Source organism: Agrobacterium sp. LAD9 (assembly GCF_003031125.1).
Classification (GTDB): domain Bacteria; phylum Pseudomonadota; class Alphaproteobacteria; order Rhizobiales; family Rhizobiaceae; genus Agrobacterium; species Agrobacterium radiobacter.
On record NZ_PHGS01000015.1, the window covers coordinates 68,145 to 84,310 of the forward strand.

The window sequence follows — 16,166 nt, forward strand, 5'->3', positions numbered from 1 at the left end:
TTGTCCAAAGCCCCGGCAACGGAACGCAAAACGGAAACGAGCGCGCAACCGCGCGGGCTTGAATATTCCCCCTTGCCGGGCGTCGCTGACGAAATGCTCGATACCAACGGCAAGGTGAGGCCGGTCTGGAAAAACCTGCTCGATGCCCTGTCGCGCATGTCTGAACGGGAACTGCACGAGCGTTTTGCCCGCACAGACCGTTATCTGCGCGATGCCGGCGTGTTCTACCGCGATTACGGCAAGGGCAGCAGCGAAAGAAACTGGCCGATCTCCCATATTCCCGTGCTGATCGACGACAGGGAATGGGCCGTCCTTTCCGAAGGGCTGAAACAACGCGCCGATCTTCTGGAAGCCATGGTCGCTGATTTCTACGGCGAAAACCGGTTGGTGAAGGAAGGTTACGTGCCGCCGGCACTGATCGCTTCCAATCCGGAATATCTGCGGCCCATGGTCGGCGTAAAACCGGCAAGCGGCCATTATCTGCATTTCTGCTCGTTTGAAATCGGCCGCGGGCCCGATGGAAACTGGTGGGTGCTGGCCGACCGGACGCAGGCGCCCTCCGGCGCTGGTTTCGCGCTCGAAAACCGGGTGGCCACTACCCGTGCGCTGTCCGACATCTACGCGGAAACCCATGTGCACCGTCTGGCGTCGTTTTTCGGCGCTTTCCGCGATACGCTGCAGGCGCACCGGAAACACCCTGACGACCGCATCGCGGTGCTGACGCCCGGCCCCGCCAACGAGACCTATTTCGAACACGCCTATATCGCCCGTTATCTCGGCTTCATGCTGCTGGAGGGCGAGGACCTCACCGTCGTCAACGGCCGCGTCATGGTCAGAACCGTGGCGGGGCTCAAACCCGTCGGCGTTCTCTGGCGGCGTCTGGACGCTTCCTATGCCGATCCACTGGAACTCAACCAGCAATCCCATATCGGCACGCCGGGCATGGTGCAGGCGCTGCGCAATGAAGCGCTGACCATCGTCAACGCACTTGGCAGCGGCATTCTCGAAACGCGGGCGCTGCTCGCCTTCATGCCGCGCATCTGCCGCCACATTCTGGGCGAGGAACTGAAGCTGCCCTCCATCGCCACCTGGTGGTGCGGGCAGGAGGCCGAGCGCCGCCATGTTGCCGGCAATATCGAAGGTATGGTCATCGGCCCGGCCTATTCGCGGATGCCTTTCTTTGACGATAACGGCCAATCCGTGCTCGGCTCTTCGCTGCGGGAAACGGCAAAGGAATCGATCAGCGACTGGCTTGCCTCTGACGGCCACAGGCTGGTGGGTCAGGAAGTGGTGAAGCTTTCAACCACCCCGGCCTATATCGACAACAAGCTCGTGCCGCGCCCGATGAGCCTTCGCGTTTTTGCCGCCCGCACCCAGGATGGCTGGCAGATCATGCCGGGTGGCTTCGCACGGATTGGAAGCGGCGACGACGTTTCCGCAATCGCCATGCAATCTGGCGGAAGCGCGGCGGACGTCTGGATCGTCAGCGACAAGCCGGTGGAACGCACCACCCTTTTGCCCGCAGAGGAGAGCTTCACCCGCAACATGCCCGGAAGCCTGCCGAGCCGTGCGGCCGACAATCTCTTCTGGCTTGGCCGCTATATCGAGCGTTCGGAAGGCGCCTTGCGCATCCTGCGCGCCTGGCATGGACGTTATGCCGAATCCGCTGATCCACGCCAGCCGCTGCTCGCCCATGTGACGCATTATCTCGAAGCGCTGGACGTGGAGATGAACGACGCCGTGCCGGAAAGCCTGTTGAACAACATCAACAGCGCGCTTTATTCCGCCAGCAATATCCGCGACCGCTTTTCGCCTGACGGATGGCTGGCGCTGAACGATCTTGCCAAGACCGCCCGCCGCTTCCACGCGAAAGTGGCCCCCGGCGATGATGCCACCCATGCCATGACGATCCTCTTGCGCAAACTTGCGGGCTTTGCCGGTCTCGTGCACGAAAACATGTATCGCTTTACCGGCTGGCGTTTCCTGTCGATCGGCCGTTATCTCGAACGTGGCCTGCATATGACACGTCTTCTCGGCCATATGACCGGCCCGGATGCGCCTGACGGTTCCTATGACATGCTGCTCGAAATCGGTGACAGCGTCATGACCCATCGCCGCCGCTACAATGTCAGCACGGCCGGCCTGACCGTGACCGATCTTCTGGCGCTCGACCCGCTCAATCCCCGTTCGATCCTGTTCCAGCTGAACGAGATCCGCACCGAGGTGGAGCAGCTTCCTAACGCCTTCGTCAATGGCCAGATGTCGCCCTTCTACCGCGAGGCGATGCGCCTGCATTCCGGGCTGGCGGTCATGACGCCTGAAAACATGAACGGCGCGATCTATCGTCAGCTCGAAACCGATATGGAACATCTCTCCGATGTTCTTGCCCGAACCTATCTCGGATAATCCTATGCTCTACGACCTTTCCCTGCATATGGGTTACACCTACGACACACCGGCCCACGGCGCGCGCCACATCATCCGCGTCCTGCCGCTCTCCATTCCCGGCCGGCAGCGGCTTGTCGCCGGTTCCATCGATGTTTCGCCGACACCGGAAGAACGTGTCGCCTTCGATGATTTCTTTCATCAATCGGCGACCTCGGTGCATCTGCGCGCGCCGCATGAAAAACTCGACATCCGCATGCAGGCCCGCGTGATGGTGGAGGCACCGGCGCTGACGGCGGATTTCTCTCCGGAGCTTTACCGCCTGCCGCAGGAGCTTGCCGATGTCTGGTCGCTCGATTCCCAGTCGCCGCACCATTTCATTGGCGCAAGCCCGAGGATTGGAATGGACGCGGCGATATCCGCCTATGCCCGGGAGTTGCTGAAACCCGGAATGACCATTCGCGAAATCGCGCGCTCTCTGTGCAAACGCATCCACAGGGATTTCACCTATGATGGCGAGGCGACGACGGTGGATACGACGCCATCGGAAGCCTTCAAGCTGAAGCGCGGCGTGTGTCAGGATTTTTCGCATATCATGATCATGGCGCTGCGCAGCCTCGGCATTCCCGCCGGATATGTCAGCGGCTTCCTGCGTACCATTCCCCCACCGGGCAAGGAACGGCTGGAAGGCGCCGATGCCATGCATGCCTGGGTTCGCATCTGGTGCGGCGAGGCAGCCGGTTATCTGGAGCTTGATCCCACCAATGATATCGTCGCGGGAAGCGACCACATCGTCGTCGGTTATGGCCGGGATTATTCCGATGTCGCCCCGGTCATCGGTGTCTTGAAGAGCTATGGCAACCAGCAGATAAAACAGGCCGTCGACGTCATCCCCGTCCAGTAATGATACGATGTGTATTATTGCGGCCATCGCGCGAAACAATTCTTGAAAATACTTTGAAAACTGCACCAAATTGAACGCTGCGTAAAATTGAACCGATCACGTTAGCGGATTCTACATCGTTTGCGGGTTTCCTGCGCTCAATCGAATATTCTAATCGGTGAGCACCACTATGACCGCCTCCGCACCTCACAAATTGAAGCGCCGTTTCCTTGCCGATAAGAGCGGCAATTTCGGCATGATGACGGCCATTCTGCTGCCGGTCCTGCTGGGTTTTGCCGGCGCCGGCATGGAGTTGGCGAATGTGATGCAGGTGAAAGCCGATCTGCAGAATACCGCGGATTCTGCAGCCCTTGCGGCGGCGACCGAGGCCCGTTTGAAAATGGGCGACCTGACGGACGAGCAGATCAGGGCAATCGCCAAGAACTTCATTGCGGCCCAGATGGAAAAGAACCTGACCGTGGAAGAGAAAAAGGAACTGGAGCAGAACTCTCCAACCGCTATCACGACGACGGAAAATGCCCGCGGCAAGACCTACACCGTCGAGACGACGATCAACCACCGGGTACAGCTCAACCCACTGCTGGGGTTCATTGGCGCAAAAACACTCGATCTTTCGGTAACCGGTACCGCAAAGAGCACCGTCAACAAGGGCGCACCGATCTCCATGTATCTGGCGCTTGATCGTTCCGGTTCGATGTCATTCAAGACGGATACGATCGATACAAAAAAAACGTCATGCCAGAACTATACGGCTGACAACTGGAATAGATATCCCAATCTGGGCAAGACATCGCCCTGCTATGTCAACAAGGCCACGTCGCTCAAAACCGCCGTCGGGTTCCTGGTCGCGACGTTGAACAAGGCCGATCCGACCTATACCGCCAACGGCGGTTCCGAGCTCGTTCGCACGGGTGCGTCGGTCTATACACATGAGACCTATGCCGCGCAGACCATCAGCTGGGGCACCAGCAGCGTTGCCAGCTATGTCGACAAACAAATCCCGGAATTTCCATCCGGCGGCACCGACGCCCGCAGCAGCCTGAACGCCGCATATAACGCCCTTAAAAAAGCCAACCCGGATGAAGCGAAAGCACATAAAACGAAGGGGAGTGAATCCTTCGAGCGCTATATCGTTCTCATGACCGACGGTGAAATGACGGGAAACAGCGCCGCGTGGAATTCGAGCATCGACCAGTCGGTACGCACCACCTGCGAGACTGCCAAGAAAGATGGGATCAAGATTTTCAGCGTCGCTTTCATGGCGCCGGACAAGGGCAAGTCGCTGCTGCAATATTGCGCATCCAGCATCGACAATTATTACGCCCCTGAAAACATGGAGCAGATCGTCACCGCATTTGGTGAAATCGCCCGCAAGGCAGCCGGCAGCATGGCCACGCTGACCAACTGACAAGCGCACAAGGAATCCCCGGGGCGATATTGCTTCGGGGCTGATGTTGCCAGACTGCATGGCTGGCAAGACACGCACGGCAGGTGACAGCGGCGGCGGCCCGTGGCATAGGAGGGCCGCTCCCATTCACAGGCCCTGTCATGATCCGCATCGAAAATATCAGCAAGTCGAACAGTCACCGCATTCTCTACATCGAGGCCTCCGCCGCGCTCAATCGCGGCGAGAAGATCGGTCTTGTCGGTCCGAACGGCGCCGGAAAGACCACGCTGTTCCGGATGATAACGGGTGAAGAGCAGCCCGATGAGGGCCAGGTCGTTGTCGAGAAGGGCATGACGGTCGGTTATTTCGATCAGGATGTCGGTGAAATGTCCGGCCGCTCTGCCGTCGCCGAAGTCATGGAAGGCGCAGGCCCGGTCAGTGAAGTGGCAGCCGAACTTCGCGAATTGGAAGCGGCCATGTCCGATCCCGACCGGATGGACGAGATGGACGCCATCATCGAACGTTACGGCGAAGTGCAGGCGCGTTATGAGGAGCTGGACGGCTACGCACTGGAAGGCCGCGCCCGCGAGGTGCTGGACGGGCTGAGCTTCAGCCAGGAGATGATGGACGGCGATGTTTCCAAGCTTTCCGGCGGCTGGAAGATGCGCGTGGCGCTTGCCCGCATTCTTCTGATGCGCCCGGATGTGATGCTGCTCGACGAACCCTCGAACCATCTCGATCTTGAAAGCCTGATCTGGCTCGAGGATTTCCTGAAGAATTATGACGGCGCGCTGCTGATGACCTCGCATGACCGCGAATTCATGAACCGCATCGTCACCAAGATCATCGAAATCGATGCCGGCAACCTCACCACCTATTCCGGTGATTACGGCTTTTACGAACAGCAGCGCGCGCAGAACGAAAAGCAGCAGCAGGCGCAGTTCGAACGCCAGCAGGCCATGCTCGCCAAGGAAATCAAGTTCATCGAACGCTTCAAGGCTCGCGCTTCTCACGCTTCGCAGGTGCAGAGCCGTGTGAAGAAACTCGAGAAGATCGACCGCGTCGAGCCGCCAAAACGGCGTCAGACGGTTGCTTTCGAATTCGCGCCGGCGCCTCGCTCCGGCGAGGATGTCGTGGCGCTGAAGAAGGTCAACAAGGCCTATGGCAGCCGCACGATCTATGGTGAGCTGGACTTCATGGTGCGGCGCAAGGAGCGCTGGTGCATCATGGGCGTCAACGGCGCTGGAAAGTCGACGCTGCTGAAACTGGTGACCGGCACGGCGGAACCGGATTCCGGCAATGTCACCCTCGGCGCCAGCGTCAAGCTTGGCTATTTCGCCCAGCATGCCATGGATGTGCTGGATGGCGACAGCACCATTCTCGAATGGCTGGAGGAGCGTTTTCCGAAGGCGGGTCAAGCGCCGTTGCGCGCCCTTGCTGGCTGTTTCGGCTTTTCCGGCGACGACGTGGAAAAACGCTGCCGTGTTCTTTCCGGCGGTGAAAAAGCCCGTCTCGTCATGGCCGCCATGCTGTTCGATCCGCCGAACTTCCTCGTGCTGGACGAGCCGACGAACCACCTTGATCTCGACACCAAGGAAATGCTGATCAAGGCCCTGTCGGGTTATGAAGGCACGATGCTCTTCGTTTCGCACGATCGCCATTTCCTGGCTGCGCTCTCGAACAGGGTGCTAGAACTGACGCCTGATGGTATCCACCAATATGGCGGCGGCTATACCGAATATGTCGAAAGCACGGGACAGGAAGCGCCGGGCCTTCGCAGCTAAGCCACCTGCCGGACGGCACCGCCCTGTAACGGCAGCTTTCGTTTGGAGACTGGAGAAACAGATGCGGATCGTGGTCTACAGCGCCAAACCCTATGACAGGCAGTTCTTTGACGCCGCCGCCCGCCCTGGCATGCGGATGCAATATTGCGAAGCACGCCTGTCTCCCGAGACCGTGGCGCTGGCGGAAGGGGCGACGGCGATCTGCGCCTTCGTGAATGACGACCTGTCGCGACCGGTGCTTGAGAAACTGGCGGAAATGGGTGTTCGGCTCATTGCCCTGCGTTGCGCCGGTTTCAATCAGGTCGATCTCGCCGCCGCCGAAAAGCTCGGCCTGACCGTTGCGCGCGTCCCGGCCTATTCGCCCTATGCGGTTGCCGAACACACCATGGCGCTCATCCTGTCGCTCAACCGCAAGATTCACCGCGCCTATAACCGTGTCCGTGAAGGAAACTTCGCCCTTGATGGGCTGCTTGGCTTCGATCTCCACGGCAAGACCGTCGGCATTGTGGGTACGGGGAAGATTGGGGCGATTTTCGCGCGCATTGTGGCCGGTTTCGGCTGCCGTCTCGTCGGCCACGATCTCCGGCCAAATCCCGATTGCGAGGCGCTGGGCATGGAATATGTCACGCGCGAGGAACTATTCCGGACATCGGACATTCTGGCGCTGATGTGCCCACTCACACCGGAGACCCGTCACCTCATTCGCAGGGAGACACTGCCGCTGCTAAAAAAGGGCGTGATGCTCGTCAATACCAGCCGCGGCGCCATCATCGACACGCAGGCCGCGATTGCGGGTCTGAAAGACGGCACGATCGGCAGCCTCGGCATCGATGTCTATGAAGAAGAAGCCGATCTCTTTTTCGAGGACCTTTCCAATGACGTGCTGCGCGATGACGTTTTCGCCCGATTGCTGACCTTCCCCAATGTCCTGGTGACCGGCCATCAGGGCTTCTTCACGCAGGAAGCCCTCACGAACATCGCGGACACCACGATCGGCAATATCGAGAGCTTTTTCAGAACCGGCAGGGCGTTGCATGCCGTTTCCACGGAATAGTTTGCCGGCCCAGCCTAGTATCTCCTGCCAGAGTCGGGAAGATTTTAATGCCATCCTGCCCGACTTCTGCAGGAAAGCGGGTAAAATTGGTATGATCATTGAGTTTTATTGAAATTCATCATACATATTTGACAGGCTCCACGCCTGCCTCGATTTTAATGCATGGTGACCGACGTGCCTGAACAGCAAAAACAGCGCAGCAAATCCTCCGGTTCTCTGGTCAGCAGAGTTAGCCTCAGTCTGAGAAACGCGATTGCATCAGGGCAATACGGACCCGGTGACCGCTTGCCCAGCGAAATCGAGATGACGGAAACCCATGGTGTCAGCCGCACCGTCGTGCGCGAGGCGGTCACGGCGCTACGCTGCGACGGGCTGGTAGAAGTTCGCCAGGGGGCAGGCATTTTCGTGCTGAAGCGTGAAAAGGAAGCGTCACCCACGCCCGGTATCGACCGCGCCCGCCTCTCTTCCGATCTGGAAGTGCTTGAAATCAGGACGCCGCTCGAAATCGAAGCGGCGGGGCTCGCCGCCCTTCGCCGCTCGCCATCACAGGAGGAGGCGATTTTCGACTGTCACGCCCGGCTTCTGCAATGTATCGAAGAGAACCGTTCCATTCGCGAAGCCGATCTCGCGCTGCATCTGGCCATTGCGGCCGCCACCAACAATCCGCTCTTCACACAGTTTCTCGAACTGCACGGCCAGGCCGTGATTCCACAATCGCGCGTGGTTTCCGAAACCGTGGAGAACGACCAGACAGCTTACCGGCGATTGATCCACAAGGAGCATGAAGCCATCGTCATCGCCATATCCGACCGAAACGAACAGGCCGCGAAGCTTGCGATGCAGGCGCATCTGCGGGGCAGCCAGCACCGCTACCGCGACATGATGCGCGACCTGCGCGGCATCGCGCACAGCTAAGGGATTTCCGGTAAACTGCGTCGTCGCTCTATGCTCTGAAGGGCGCGATCAGGAACTACGGCGCTTCCCGCAGATCCGCACCCCAGACCTCGATCTGCGTCAGTGCGGGAAAGGGCGAAGGATCGTCTGCTTTCTTGAGATCATGGAGACGGATCCACTCCACCCGGCGCGGCACGACCGGAAAACTCTGGGCAGCCCCGGTTTTTTGCAGGGAAAAGCTCGCGCTTTCACCGTCGGAAAAAGTGACGCTCGCTTTTTCCCACCAGGCATCATGGGGGAAATCCGCTCTCAGATAAAAGGTTAGCTGGTCGATGAGGACTGCGCGGCCGAATACCAGTGTCAACGAGGCTTCGGGATCGCGGTTGATGCCCCAGCTGGTATAGGGCCAGAAACCATGACCGGCGCTCGCCTTTTCGCCATCAATGACGTTGCGGGCTGCAAAGGCCGCCTCCCCACGCGTTTCGGTGCTCGCATAGACATGCGGAAACAGCGAGGTGTTTTCATGATCATCAAACGGGTTCAGGGCCAGATTCCTGCGAACTCCAATCTCGCCGGCAAGTGTGCGGCGGGCAGCGATCCGGTGAAGGTTACCGCTGAAGGCCTGCGGCGGATAGGATTTGCGCTTTGCAGCGGAAGGAACAGGCAGGATGAACTCGTTCCCGTGCAAGAAAACCAGCGTCGGCGGCATGCCGGCATCGAGCGCGAGCCAGATGTGGCCTGGCTGCGAAACCGCGACGATAAGCCTGTCTCCCTCGCAATATTCTGCGCGATAGACCAGCAAAACTTCATCCTCCGCTCCGGCTTCCGCCAGAACATCTCCCGCCGCATTGACGACCTTGAGTGTGAGCTTCATCGGCACTTCCTTAACTGATCGTCAGGCACAGACGTTTGGCTTTGATGGGAATGAGAACGCGATAGATTTCCGGCGGCCAGGACTGGCGAAGGCGGGCATCGTTGATTGTTATGGCTTCGATGGCAGGTTCTCCTGCGCCTTCGCAGGCTATCTCTCCCAGCCCCGCAAAGATCAGGCCACCCGGCATGAGGGCAGGTTTTTCGGCGACCATCAGCGACAGAACCGCCTCCGGGCCACCCTGATAATCGTCAAGGACTTCCACATGGCGGCCGCGCAGCAGTCGTACACGGCGACGATAATGTTCAACACCCGCGACGCTGGGATAGGCCCCGGCCATATCGAGAGAAAATTCCGCCTCTTCTTCAGAAAACCTGGTCACAAAATCTGCAGCTGCAAACTCTGCCCCGGCGACCTGCATGACGCCGCCGAAAGTCGGCAGATTGTGAAAGGCCGACTGCATCGTCCAGATGTCATAGCGCTGCGGCGAGAAGGTTTTTGCAGTGTAGGTTTCCACCCCGACATCGATGATGAACGGCCTGCCGTTCTTATAAAGCGTAAAGCTGCCGACATCGTTGTGGTTATGGCTCTCGCCATTATTGCCCGCCTTCACGGCAAGATCGAAAACCCCGTCGCGGGCAATCGCCAGACCGATGCCGGGATAGACGATGTCGGTCTTTGCGGGGTCGGCGGCAGTGAGCGCAGACAATTCCTGTGTGGCCAGAACCGCCTGGACGCGATACCAGAGGCTCCACTCCTTGTGCATAAGCCGGTCCGGCGAGCGGTTCCAGCAGGCGGTAGCGAAAGTCTGGAGTGACGGCGAAGAAACGGCCTTGCCGAAAAGATATTCCCGCACGCCGGATGTCTCGATCTTCGCCGGCGCATCGGCGAAGTTGAAAAACTTGTCCCCCGCCACATGCATGTTGACGATGAATTCGGCCATGTTGCGAAGCTTCGGCGCATGAAAGAGCGGTGCCATGGAGCCGGGCGCGGAGGTTTCGAGAATGCTCATCGCCCCGAACATACAAAGTGCTGCATGACCGTAATAGAGAACGCCCTCTTCGCAGGCGCCGTCTTCTGCATAATCCTTCTGAAAGGCATCTAGACTTCTAAGCGCCTTTTCCACAACCGAACGTCTCGTCGGCTGGTCGGTAGGCAACAGCAGGGTCGAGAGCAGGACATTCTGGGTGATCCAGGCCGTCCAGTTGTTCATCCGCTCGTCGCCATTCCCTATCCACCAGAAATGCCGGGCGAGATAGGGTTTCGTGATCCGCCGATCGATCTCGACGCGGACGCGAGAAACAAGGTTTGCATTTGTCCCTTCCAGTCCCGGTGCAAGCAAATGCAAACATAAAGCGAGGTTGGCACCCGTTTCGGCAGCGAACAGGTCTATCACCGGATTTTGCGGATCGGGCAGAGAATCTCGCGGACCGCCGCGAATATGGGAATTATGGGCGGGCAATTGCCAGCCGCTTTCCTCACATATCAGCCAGAGACCATCGATGATGGCATCGAGAAAACGGCCCTGCCCTTCGGCGCATTCCCCCAGAACCAGCGCGTTCAGCTTAAGTCGCCGGGAAAAATAAAGCCCCTCGAAACGATCGCGATTGCCGGTGCGGCTATATTCCCGGTAATCGCCCGCCAAAATGACGGACCACGGCTCGCCAAGCGCCTTTTCCGCCGCCTCGACGAGGTTGCGGCAAACCGTATCGGGCGCTGAAGACCGTATTTTTTCCACCGTCAGTTCCACACCGAAATCGGCGAGCCGTTCGGGCAGGAGCCGCATCATTTCGACAAACACGCCCTCAAACCTCCCGCGCGTTCCGCAATCCGATATGCGGCTCCTATCATACGTATTTCTAGAAAACCAGAAAATTTGTCTGACTTTATGCAAAGTTGTTTGACCAATATTGATATTGTGTTATCCAGAGCGCGGGAGGCGGCAGGGTGAAAACCCCGGCCGTAATGGAAAACGCAGCAGCCGACACCGATGACGCGGTGAAACGGCAGCAATGGGAGGTAGGCTGTGGCAATCGCAACCGCGACCATGTCCGACAAGCAGGCGGTTCCGTATGGGAAGAAGAAAGTCCGGGTCGTCTCCAAGCGGCGGCGCAGGATTGAAAATGCGCTCGTCGCCTATTCCTTCATTGCACCCAATTTTATCGGCTTTGCGATTTTCACGCTCGGGCCGATCCTCTTCGCCTTTGCGCTGGCCTTCATGCATTGGGATGGCTCCAATGCAATGCGTTTCGCCGGCCTCGATAACTTCTGGCGGCTTTTCGAAGACAGGGCCTTCATCGCTGCCTTCTGGAACACGGTCATCTACACGGTCGCATCGGTGCCGGCGACGCTCGCCTGCGCGCTGGGGCTTGCGATCCTGCTCAACCAGAAAATCCGCGGCCGCAATTTCTTTCGTACCGCGATGTTCTTTCCCTATGTCGCATCGCTGGTCGCCGTGGCCGTCGTCTGGAACATGATTTTCAATCCGGAGATGGGTCCGGTCAACATGCTGCTCTATACGCTCGGCCTCGATCCCGCCGACATGCCGGGATGGGCGGCCGACCGGCATTGGGCCATGGTCACGGTCATTCTCTTCGGCGTGTGGAAGAGCATGGGCTATTACATGGTCATCTATCTCGCCGGGTTGCAGGGCATCAATTCGGAGCTTTATGAAGCCGCAGGGCTGGATGGCGCCAATGCCTGGCAGAAATTCATCCACGTCACCCTGCCCCAGCTTGCGCCGACGACCTTCTTCGTCACCGTCATGCTGACGATCCAGTCCTTCAAGGTTTTCGATCAGGTCTACATGATCACGCAAGGCGGCCCCGGCACCTCGACGCTCGTTCTCGTCTACCACATCTACAATGAGGCCTTCATTTCCTGGGATCTCGGCTATTCCAGCATGATCGCCCTCGTCCTGTTTTTCCTGGTCCTTGTCGTCACCATCGTCCAGTTCAAACGGCAGCGGGAGGATTGATCCATGCGCATCATGGGCCGTAAAATCCCCACCGCGACGATCGGCATCTATCTGACCGTCATCGTCGTCACCATCGTCATGCTTTTGCCCTTCGCATGGATGCTGTCGGCATCGCTGAAGCTCAGCCGTGATGTCTTCGCCTTCCCGATCGAATGGATACCCTCTCAGCCGCGCTGGGAGAACTACGTGGAAATCTGGACGAAGATCCCGCTGGCGCTGTTCATCTACAACACGTCGAAGCTGACGATCATCGTCACGCTGCTGCAATTGCTGACATCGAGCTTTGCGGCCTATGCCTTTGCCAAGCTGCATTTTCCCTACAAGAACACGTTGTTTCTCGGCTATATCGCCACCATCGCCATGCCCTGGCAGGTCTATATGGTGCCGCAATTCCTGCTGATGCGAGAATTCGGGCTCAACAACACCCATCTCGCCCTGATTTTCCTGCAAGCCTTCACCGCCTTCGGCGTTTTCCTGATGCGGCAGTTCTACATGTCGATCCCGAACGAGCTATGCGAAGCGGCCCGCATCGACGGCATGAACGAGTACCAGATCTGGGCGAAGATCATGCTGCCGCTTTCCAAACCGGCGCTTTCCACATTGACGATCTTCACCTTCGTCACGACCTGGAACGATTTTCTCGGGCCGATGATCTATCTCACCAAAACCGAGCTGAAGACCATCCAGATCGGCCTGCGCATGTTCATTTCGCAATATTCGGCCGAATACGGGTTGATCATGGCCGCCTCGGTCGTCGCCCTCATCCCGGTTCTCGTCGTTTTCCTGGCATTGCAGCGCTTCTTCGTCGAAGGCGTCGCTTCCACTGGCCTCAAGGGTTGATTTCATGCTCGATTTGACCACGTCCCTTCCAACCCCGATCACCACAGCGGAAATCGATGCTGCGCTGACGGCCGCCATCGCGCAGGTCAGGCGCAATCTGCCGCAATTCACCTACGCGGCGCAGAACCATTCGAGCGTGAAGAATTTTTACCCGGCAGTCGCCAACGACCAATGGACCGCCGGTTTCTGGCCGGGCCAGATATGGCTCGCCTTCGAACATACCGGCGACAGGACCTTTCAGCATGCGGCGCAAATACAGGTGCAGAGCTTCCTGCACCGTATCGAAAACCGCATCGAGACCGACCATCACGATATGGGTTTTCTCTATTCGCCCTCCTGCATCGCCGCATGGAAACTGGTGGGAGACGAAGACGGCAGGCGCGCGGCGCTTATGGCGGCCGATCAGCTGATGGAGCGGTTCCAGCCCGTCGGGCAATTCATTCAGGCCTGGGGCCGCAGGGACAACCCCAACGAATATCGCTACATCATCGACTGCCTTTTGAACCTGCCGCTGCTTTATTGGGCTAGCCGCGAAACGGGCCGGGAAGACTACCGGACCGTCGCACTCGCCCATGCCCGCACCACACTTGCCCATTCCGTCCGGCCTGACGATTCCACCTATCATACATTTTACATGGACCCGGAAACCGGCGCGCCGGTGCGCGGCGTCACGAAGCAGGGTTATAGCGACGAGAGCTACTGGGCCCGTGGACAGGCCTGGGGCATCGCCGGCATGGCCATCTCCTATCGTTACGAGCGGCTGCCCGCGTATCGCGACACGTTCGAGCGGCTTCTCGCTTTCTATCTCAAACGCCTGCCCGACGATCTCGTGCCCTATTGGGACCTGATCTTTGCCGATGGCGATGGCGATGGAGAGCCGCGCGACAGTTCGGCAGCGGCCATCGTCGCCTGCGGCCTCCTGGAAATGGCGGAGCTGGAGACGCCGGAAAAGGCAGAAGAATACCGCAATCTGGCGAGGCGCATGGTGAAAAGCCTTGCCGATATCTATTCGGTTCGCGATCCCGCGATCTCCAACGGGCAGCTTCTGCACGGCACCTATTCCAAGAAGACGCCCCATAATACCTGCCGGGGCGAAGGCGTCGATGAGTGCGTCTCATGGGGCGATTATTATTATCTGGAAGCGCTGATCCGGCTTTCGCGCAACTGGTCTTCCTATTGGTGAGCGCGAGGAACAGATGGCTAGCATTTCCCTGAAAAAACTCAACAAAACCTTCGGCGCACTCAAGGTCGTTCACGATATCGATCTGGATATTGCCGACAAGGAATTCATTATTCTGGTCGGCCCTTCCGGATGTGGAAAATCCACCACGCTCAGGATGATCGCCGGGCTGGAGGAAATTTCCGGCGGCGAGTTGCGCATCGGCGAAGACGTGATGAATGACGTGCCATCCAAGGATCGCGATATCGCCATGGTGTTCCAGAATTATGCGCTTTATCCGCATATGACCGTCTACAAGAACATGGCCTTCGGCCTGGAACTTAGGAAAGCGCCGCGCGATCTCATCGATACCAAGGTCAAGGAAGCGGCGAAAATTCTCGACATCACCCATCTGCTGAACCGCAAGCCCAAGGCGCTGTCCGGCGGCCAGCGCCAGCGTGTCGCTCTCGGCCGGGCGATGGTGCGCAATCCGGAAGTTTTCCTGCTCGACGAACCGCTTTCCAATCTGGACGCCAAGCTGCGCGGCACCATGCGGTCGGAAATTTCCAAGCTGCACAAGCGGCTGGACGCCACCTTCATTTACGTGACCCATGATCAGGTGGAAGCCATGACCATGGCGGATCGCATCGTGGTGATGAAGGACGGCCATATCCAGCAGGTGGATACGCCGCAAAACCTCTACGACCGGCCGATCAACATGTTCGTCGCAGGTTTCATCGGCGCACCACAGATGAATATGCTCCCCGTGACGCTACGCCGTGACGGGGACCGTTTCACCGCCCTGTTCGACGGCACTTCCCTGCCGCTGCCAACCGAAATCGATGCCGGGCGTCTGCGACCTTACGAGGAAAAGGACATCATTCTTGGCATCCGACCGGAAAATTTCCACGAATTCGCCCCCGCGGATATCGATGCCGGCAATGTCGCGCCCTTCAGTGCGACGGTGGAACTGGCGGAGCCGATGGGATCGGAAGTGCATCTCAACCTCGTCTCCGGCGGCAGAAACCTCGTTGCGCGCGTCTCACCACGTTTCAGGGCAAAGATCGGCGATCCCGTCGAACTGGTGGCCGATCTGACAAATGCGCAGCTTTTCGATCCTGTCACCGAACGATCGATCCTTTACTGACGCGGCCGGGAGAAACGCGATGCAATGGCTGGAAGGGTTATGGACGAAGGAAGGAGCCGGGATCGACAAGAACGCCCCGCCGCTGACCGGCCTTGCGCTCTTCCTGGATATCCTCAAACGCGAATGGTGGGAGATGGTGAAGCTCAACATCCTCTTCATCATCGCCAGTCTGCCGGTGGTGACGATGCCGGCGGCGATGTTCGCCATGGCCCGCATCTGTGTGTCCTTCGCGGACGATAAAAATACCTATCTGCTACGTGACTTTCTCGAAGCCCTGCGAAAACTCGCCCTGCGCGGCACCGCGCTTGTGGTGTTAAGCGCATTGCTGGTGAGCGCCGGTACTTATGCGACTGTCAGTTATGCCGGGGCCGCCCGGCTTCAGCTCGCTTACAGCCTGCCTTTTGCGATCAGCCTGGCGGTAACGCTATTCCTCATCCTCCTCAGTGCCTATGCCAGTGTTGTTCTGGCCAGGCAGCAGGACCTGCCGCTTTCGGAAACCCTGCGGCAGGCGGCATTTCTTGCACTCACGAAACCGTTGCCGATGTTGGCGGCGCTCGGGTTCGTCGCAGCGCTCTGGCTCGCACATATCCTTTTTTATCCGGTGTCCGTGTTCATGCCGGCAACCATCAATTTTTCGCTCGGCATGTTCGCCCTGTGTTTCGCGGCGAGAAACGCCGCCGCGAAAACGCGTGTGCGGATGCCCGAACCGGCGGGGAGCGGCACTTAAGGCAGACCAAAATCAAAACGACATCAGTCAGGGAAGG

At 58.7% G+C, this 16,166-nt stretch carries 13 protein-coding genes; 11 read left to right on the forward strand and 2 right to left on the reverse strand.

The window, feature by feature from the left end:
- From DA915_RS16805 to DA915_RS16830, 6 genes are all read left to right on the forward strand, one after another.
- On the forward strand, positions 1 to 2,406 hold the full coding sequence (locus DA915_RS16805; RefSeq protein WP_107676665.1) for a circularly permuted type 2 ATP-grasp protein: 2,406 nt from the start codon (positions 1 to 3) through the stop codon (positions 2,404 to 2,406).
- A gap of 4 nt (positions 2,407 to 2,410) precedes the next feature.
- Complete coding sequence (locus DA915_RS16810; protein WP_060723102.1) at positions 2,411 to 3,289, forward strand: transglutaminase family protein; 879 nt, start codon at positions 2,411 to 2,413, stop codon at positions 3,287 to 3,289.
- A gap of 169 nt (positions 3,290 to 3,458) precedes the next feature.
- Positions 3,459 to 4,697 carry a TadE/TadG family type IV pilus assembly protein gene (locus DA915_RS16815; protein WP_080864705.1) on the forward strand — a complete coding sequence of 413 codons (1,239 nt, stop codon included), beginning with the start codon at positions 3,459 to 3,461 and terminating at the stop codon, positions 4,695 to 4,697.
- Positions 4,698 to 4,837: 140 nt separating this feature from the next.
- A complete protein-coding gene (locus DA915_RS16820) occupies positions 4,838 to 6,460 on the forward strand; it encodes an ABC-F family ATP-binding cassette domain-containing protein (RefSeq protein WP_003506023.1) in 1,623 nt (540 codons plus the stop codon).
- A 61-nt stretch (positions 6,461 to 6,521) separates the two neighbouring features.
- Positions 6,522 to 7,514, forward strand: coding sequence for a 2-hydroxyacid dehydrogenase (locus DA915_RS16825; protein ID WP_107676666.1), 993 nt, complete (start codon positions 6,522 to 6,524; stop codon positions 7,512 to 7,514).
- 162 nt (positions 7,515 to 7,676) lie between these two features.
- The gene (locus tag DA915_RS16830) at positions 7,677 to 8,429 is read left to right on the forward strand and encodes a FadR/GntR family transcriptional regulator (RefSeq protein WP_020810734.1); all 753 of its coding nucleotides are present in this window, start codon (positions 7,677 to 7,679) and stop codon (positions 8,427 to 8,429) included.
- Between the two features lie 55 nt (positions 8,430 to 8,484).
- Here the strand turns inward: DA915_RS16830 and DA915_RS16835 are convergent, their stop codons facing one another.
- Both DA915_RS16835 and DA915_RS16840 read right to left on the reverse strand, forming a co-directional pair.
- Positions 8,485 to 9,282, reverse strand: a complete 798-nt coding sequence (locus DA915_RS16835; protein ID WP_107676667.1) for a carbohydrate-binding protein — start codon at positions 9,280 to 9,282, stop codon at positions 8,485 to 8,487.
- Positions 9,283 to 9,292: 10 nt separating this feature from the next.
- Positions 9,293 to 11,080: a heparinase II/III family protein gene (locus DA915_RS16840; RefSeq protein WP_107676668.1), complete on the reverse strand. Its 1,788-nt coding sequence runs from the start codon at positions 11,078 to 11,080 to the stop codon at positions 9,293 to 9,295.
- Positions 11,081 to 11,326: 246 nt separating this feature from the next.
- Between DA915_RS16840 and DA915_RS16845 the strand changes: the two genes are divergently transcribed.
- From DA915_RS16845 to DA915_RS16865, 5 genes are read left to right on the forward strand one after another with little or no spacing between them, the layout of a single operon-like run.
- Positions 11,327 to 12,256 carry a carbohydrate ABC transporter permease gene (locus tag DA915_RS16845; protein ID WP_112357198.1) on the forward strand — a complete coding sequence of 310 codons (930 nt, stop codon included), beginning with the start codon at positions 11,327 to 11,329 and terminating at the stop codon, positions 12,254 to 12,256.
- A 3-nt stretch (positions 12,257 to 12,259) separates the two neighbouring features.
- On the forward strand, positions 12,260 to 13,096 hold the full coding sequence (locus DA915_RS16850) for a carbohydrate ABC transporter permease (protein ID WP_003506013.1): 837 nt from the start codon (positions 12,260 to 12,262) through the stop codon (positions 13,094 to 13,096).
- A 4-nt stretch (positions 13,097 to 13,100) separates the two neighbouring features.
- Positions 13,101 to 14,279, forward strand: coding sequence for a glycoside hydrolase family 88 protein (locus DA915_RS16855; protein ID WP_107676669.1), 1,179 nt, complete (start codon positions 13,101 to 13,103; stop codon positions 14,277 to 14,279).
- Positions 14,280 to 14,292: 13 nt separating this feature from the next.
- Positions 14,293 to 15,402: an ABC transporter ATP-binding protein gene (locus DA915_RS16860; protein ID WP_107676670.1), complete on the forward strand. Its 1,110-nt coding sequence runs from the start codon at positions 14,293 to 14,295 to the stop codon at positions 15,400 to 15,402.
- Positions 15,403 to 15,421: 19 nt separating this feature from the next.
- Entirely contained in the window at positions 15,422 to 16,129 is a 708-nt protein-coding gene (locus DA915_RS16865) for a DUF624 domain-containing protein (RefSeq protein WP_065695008.1), read from the forward strand.
- The last annotated feature ends 37 nt before the right edge of the window (positions 16,130 to 16,166 follow it).

What these genes read in the sequence shown, in the direction of transcription:
- DA915_RS16855 (WP_107676669.1), top strand. Translation starts at nt 13,101, where the DNA reads ATGCTCGATTTGACCACGTCCCTTCCAACCCCGATCACCACAGCGGAA.
- DA915_RS16830 (WP_020810734.1), top strand. Translation starts at nt 7,677, where the DNA reads ATGGTGACCGACGTGCCTGAACAGCAAAAACAGCGCAGCAAATCCTCC.
- DA915_RS16850 (WP_003506013.1), top strand. Translation starts at nt 12,260, where the DNA reads ATGCGCATCATGGGCCGTAAAATCCCCACCGCGACGATCGGCATCTAT.
- DA915_RS16825 (WP_107676666.1), top strand. Translation starts at nt 6,522, where the DNA reads ATGCGGATCGTGGTCTACAGCGCCAAACCCTATGACAGGCAGTTCTTT.
- DA915_RS16865 (WP_065695008.1), top strand. Translation starts at nt 15,422, where the DNA reads ATGCAATGGCTGGAAGGGTTATGGACGAAGGAAGGAGCCGGGATCGAC.
- DA915_RS16845 (WP_112357198.1), top strand. Translation starts at nt 11,327, where the DNA reads ATGTCCGACAAGCAGGCGGTTCCGTATGGGAAGAAGAAAGTCCGGGTC.
- DA915_RS16820 (WP_003506023.1), top strand. Translation starts at nt 4,838, where the DNA reads ATGATCCGCATCGAAAATATCAGCAAGTCGAACAGTCACCGCATTCTC.
- DA915_RS16815 (WP_080864705.1), top strand. Translation starts at nt 3,459, where the DNA reads ATGACCGCCTCCGCACCTCACAAATTGAAGCGCCGTTTCCTTGCCGAT.
- DA915_RS16860 (WP_107676670.1), top strand. Translation starts at nt 14,293, where the DNA reads ATGGCTAGCATTTCCCTGAAAAAACTCAACAAAACCTTCGGCGCACTC.
- DA915_RS16835 (WP_107676667.1), bottom strand. Translation starts at nt 9,282, where the DNA reads ATGAAGCTCACACTCAAGGTCGTCAATGCGGCGGGAGATGTTCTGGCG.
- DA915_RS16810 (WP_060723102.1), top strand. Translation starts at nt 2,411, where the DNA reads ATGCTCTACGACCTTTCCCTGCATATGGGTTACACCTACGACACACCG.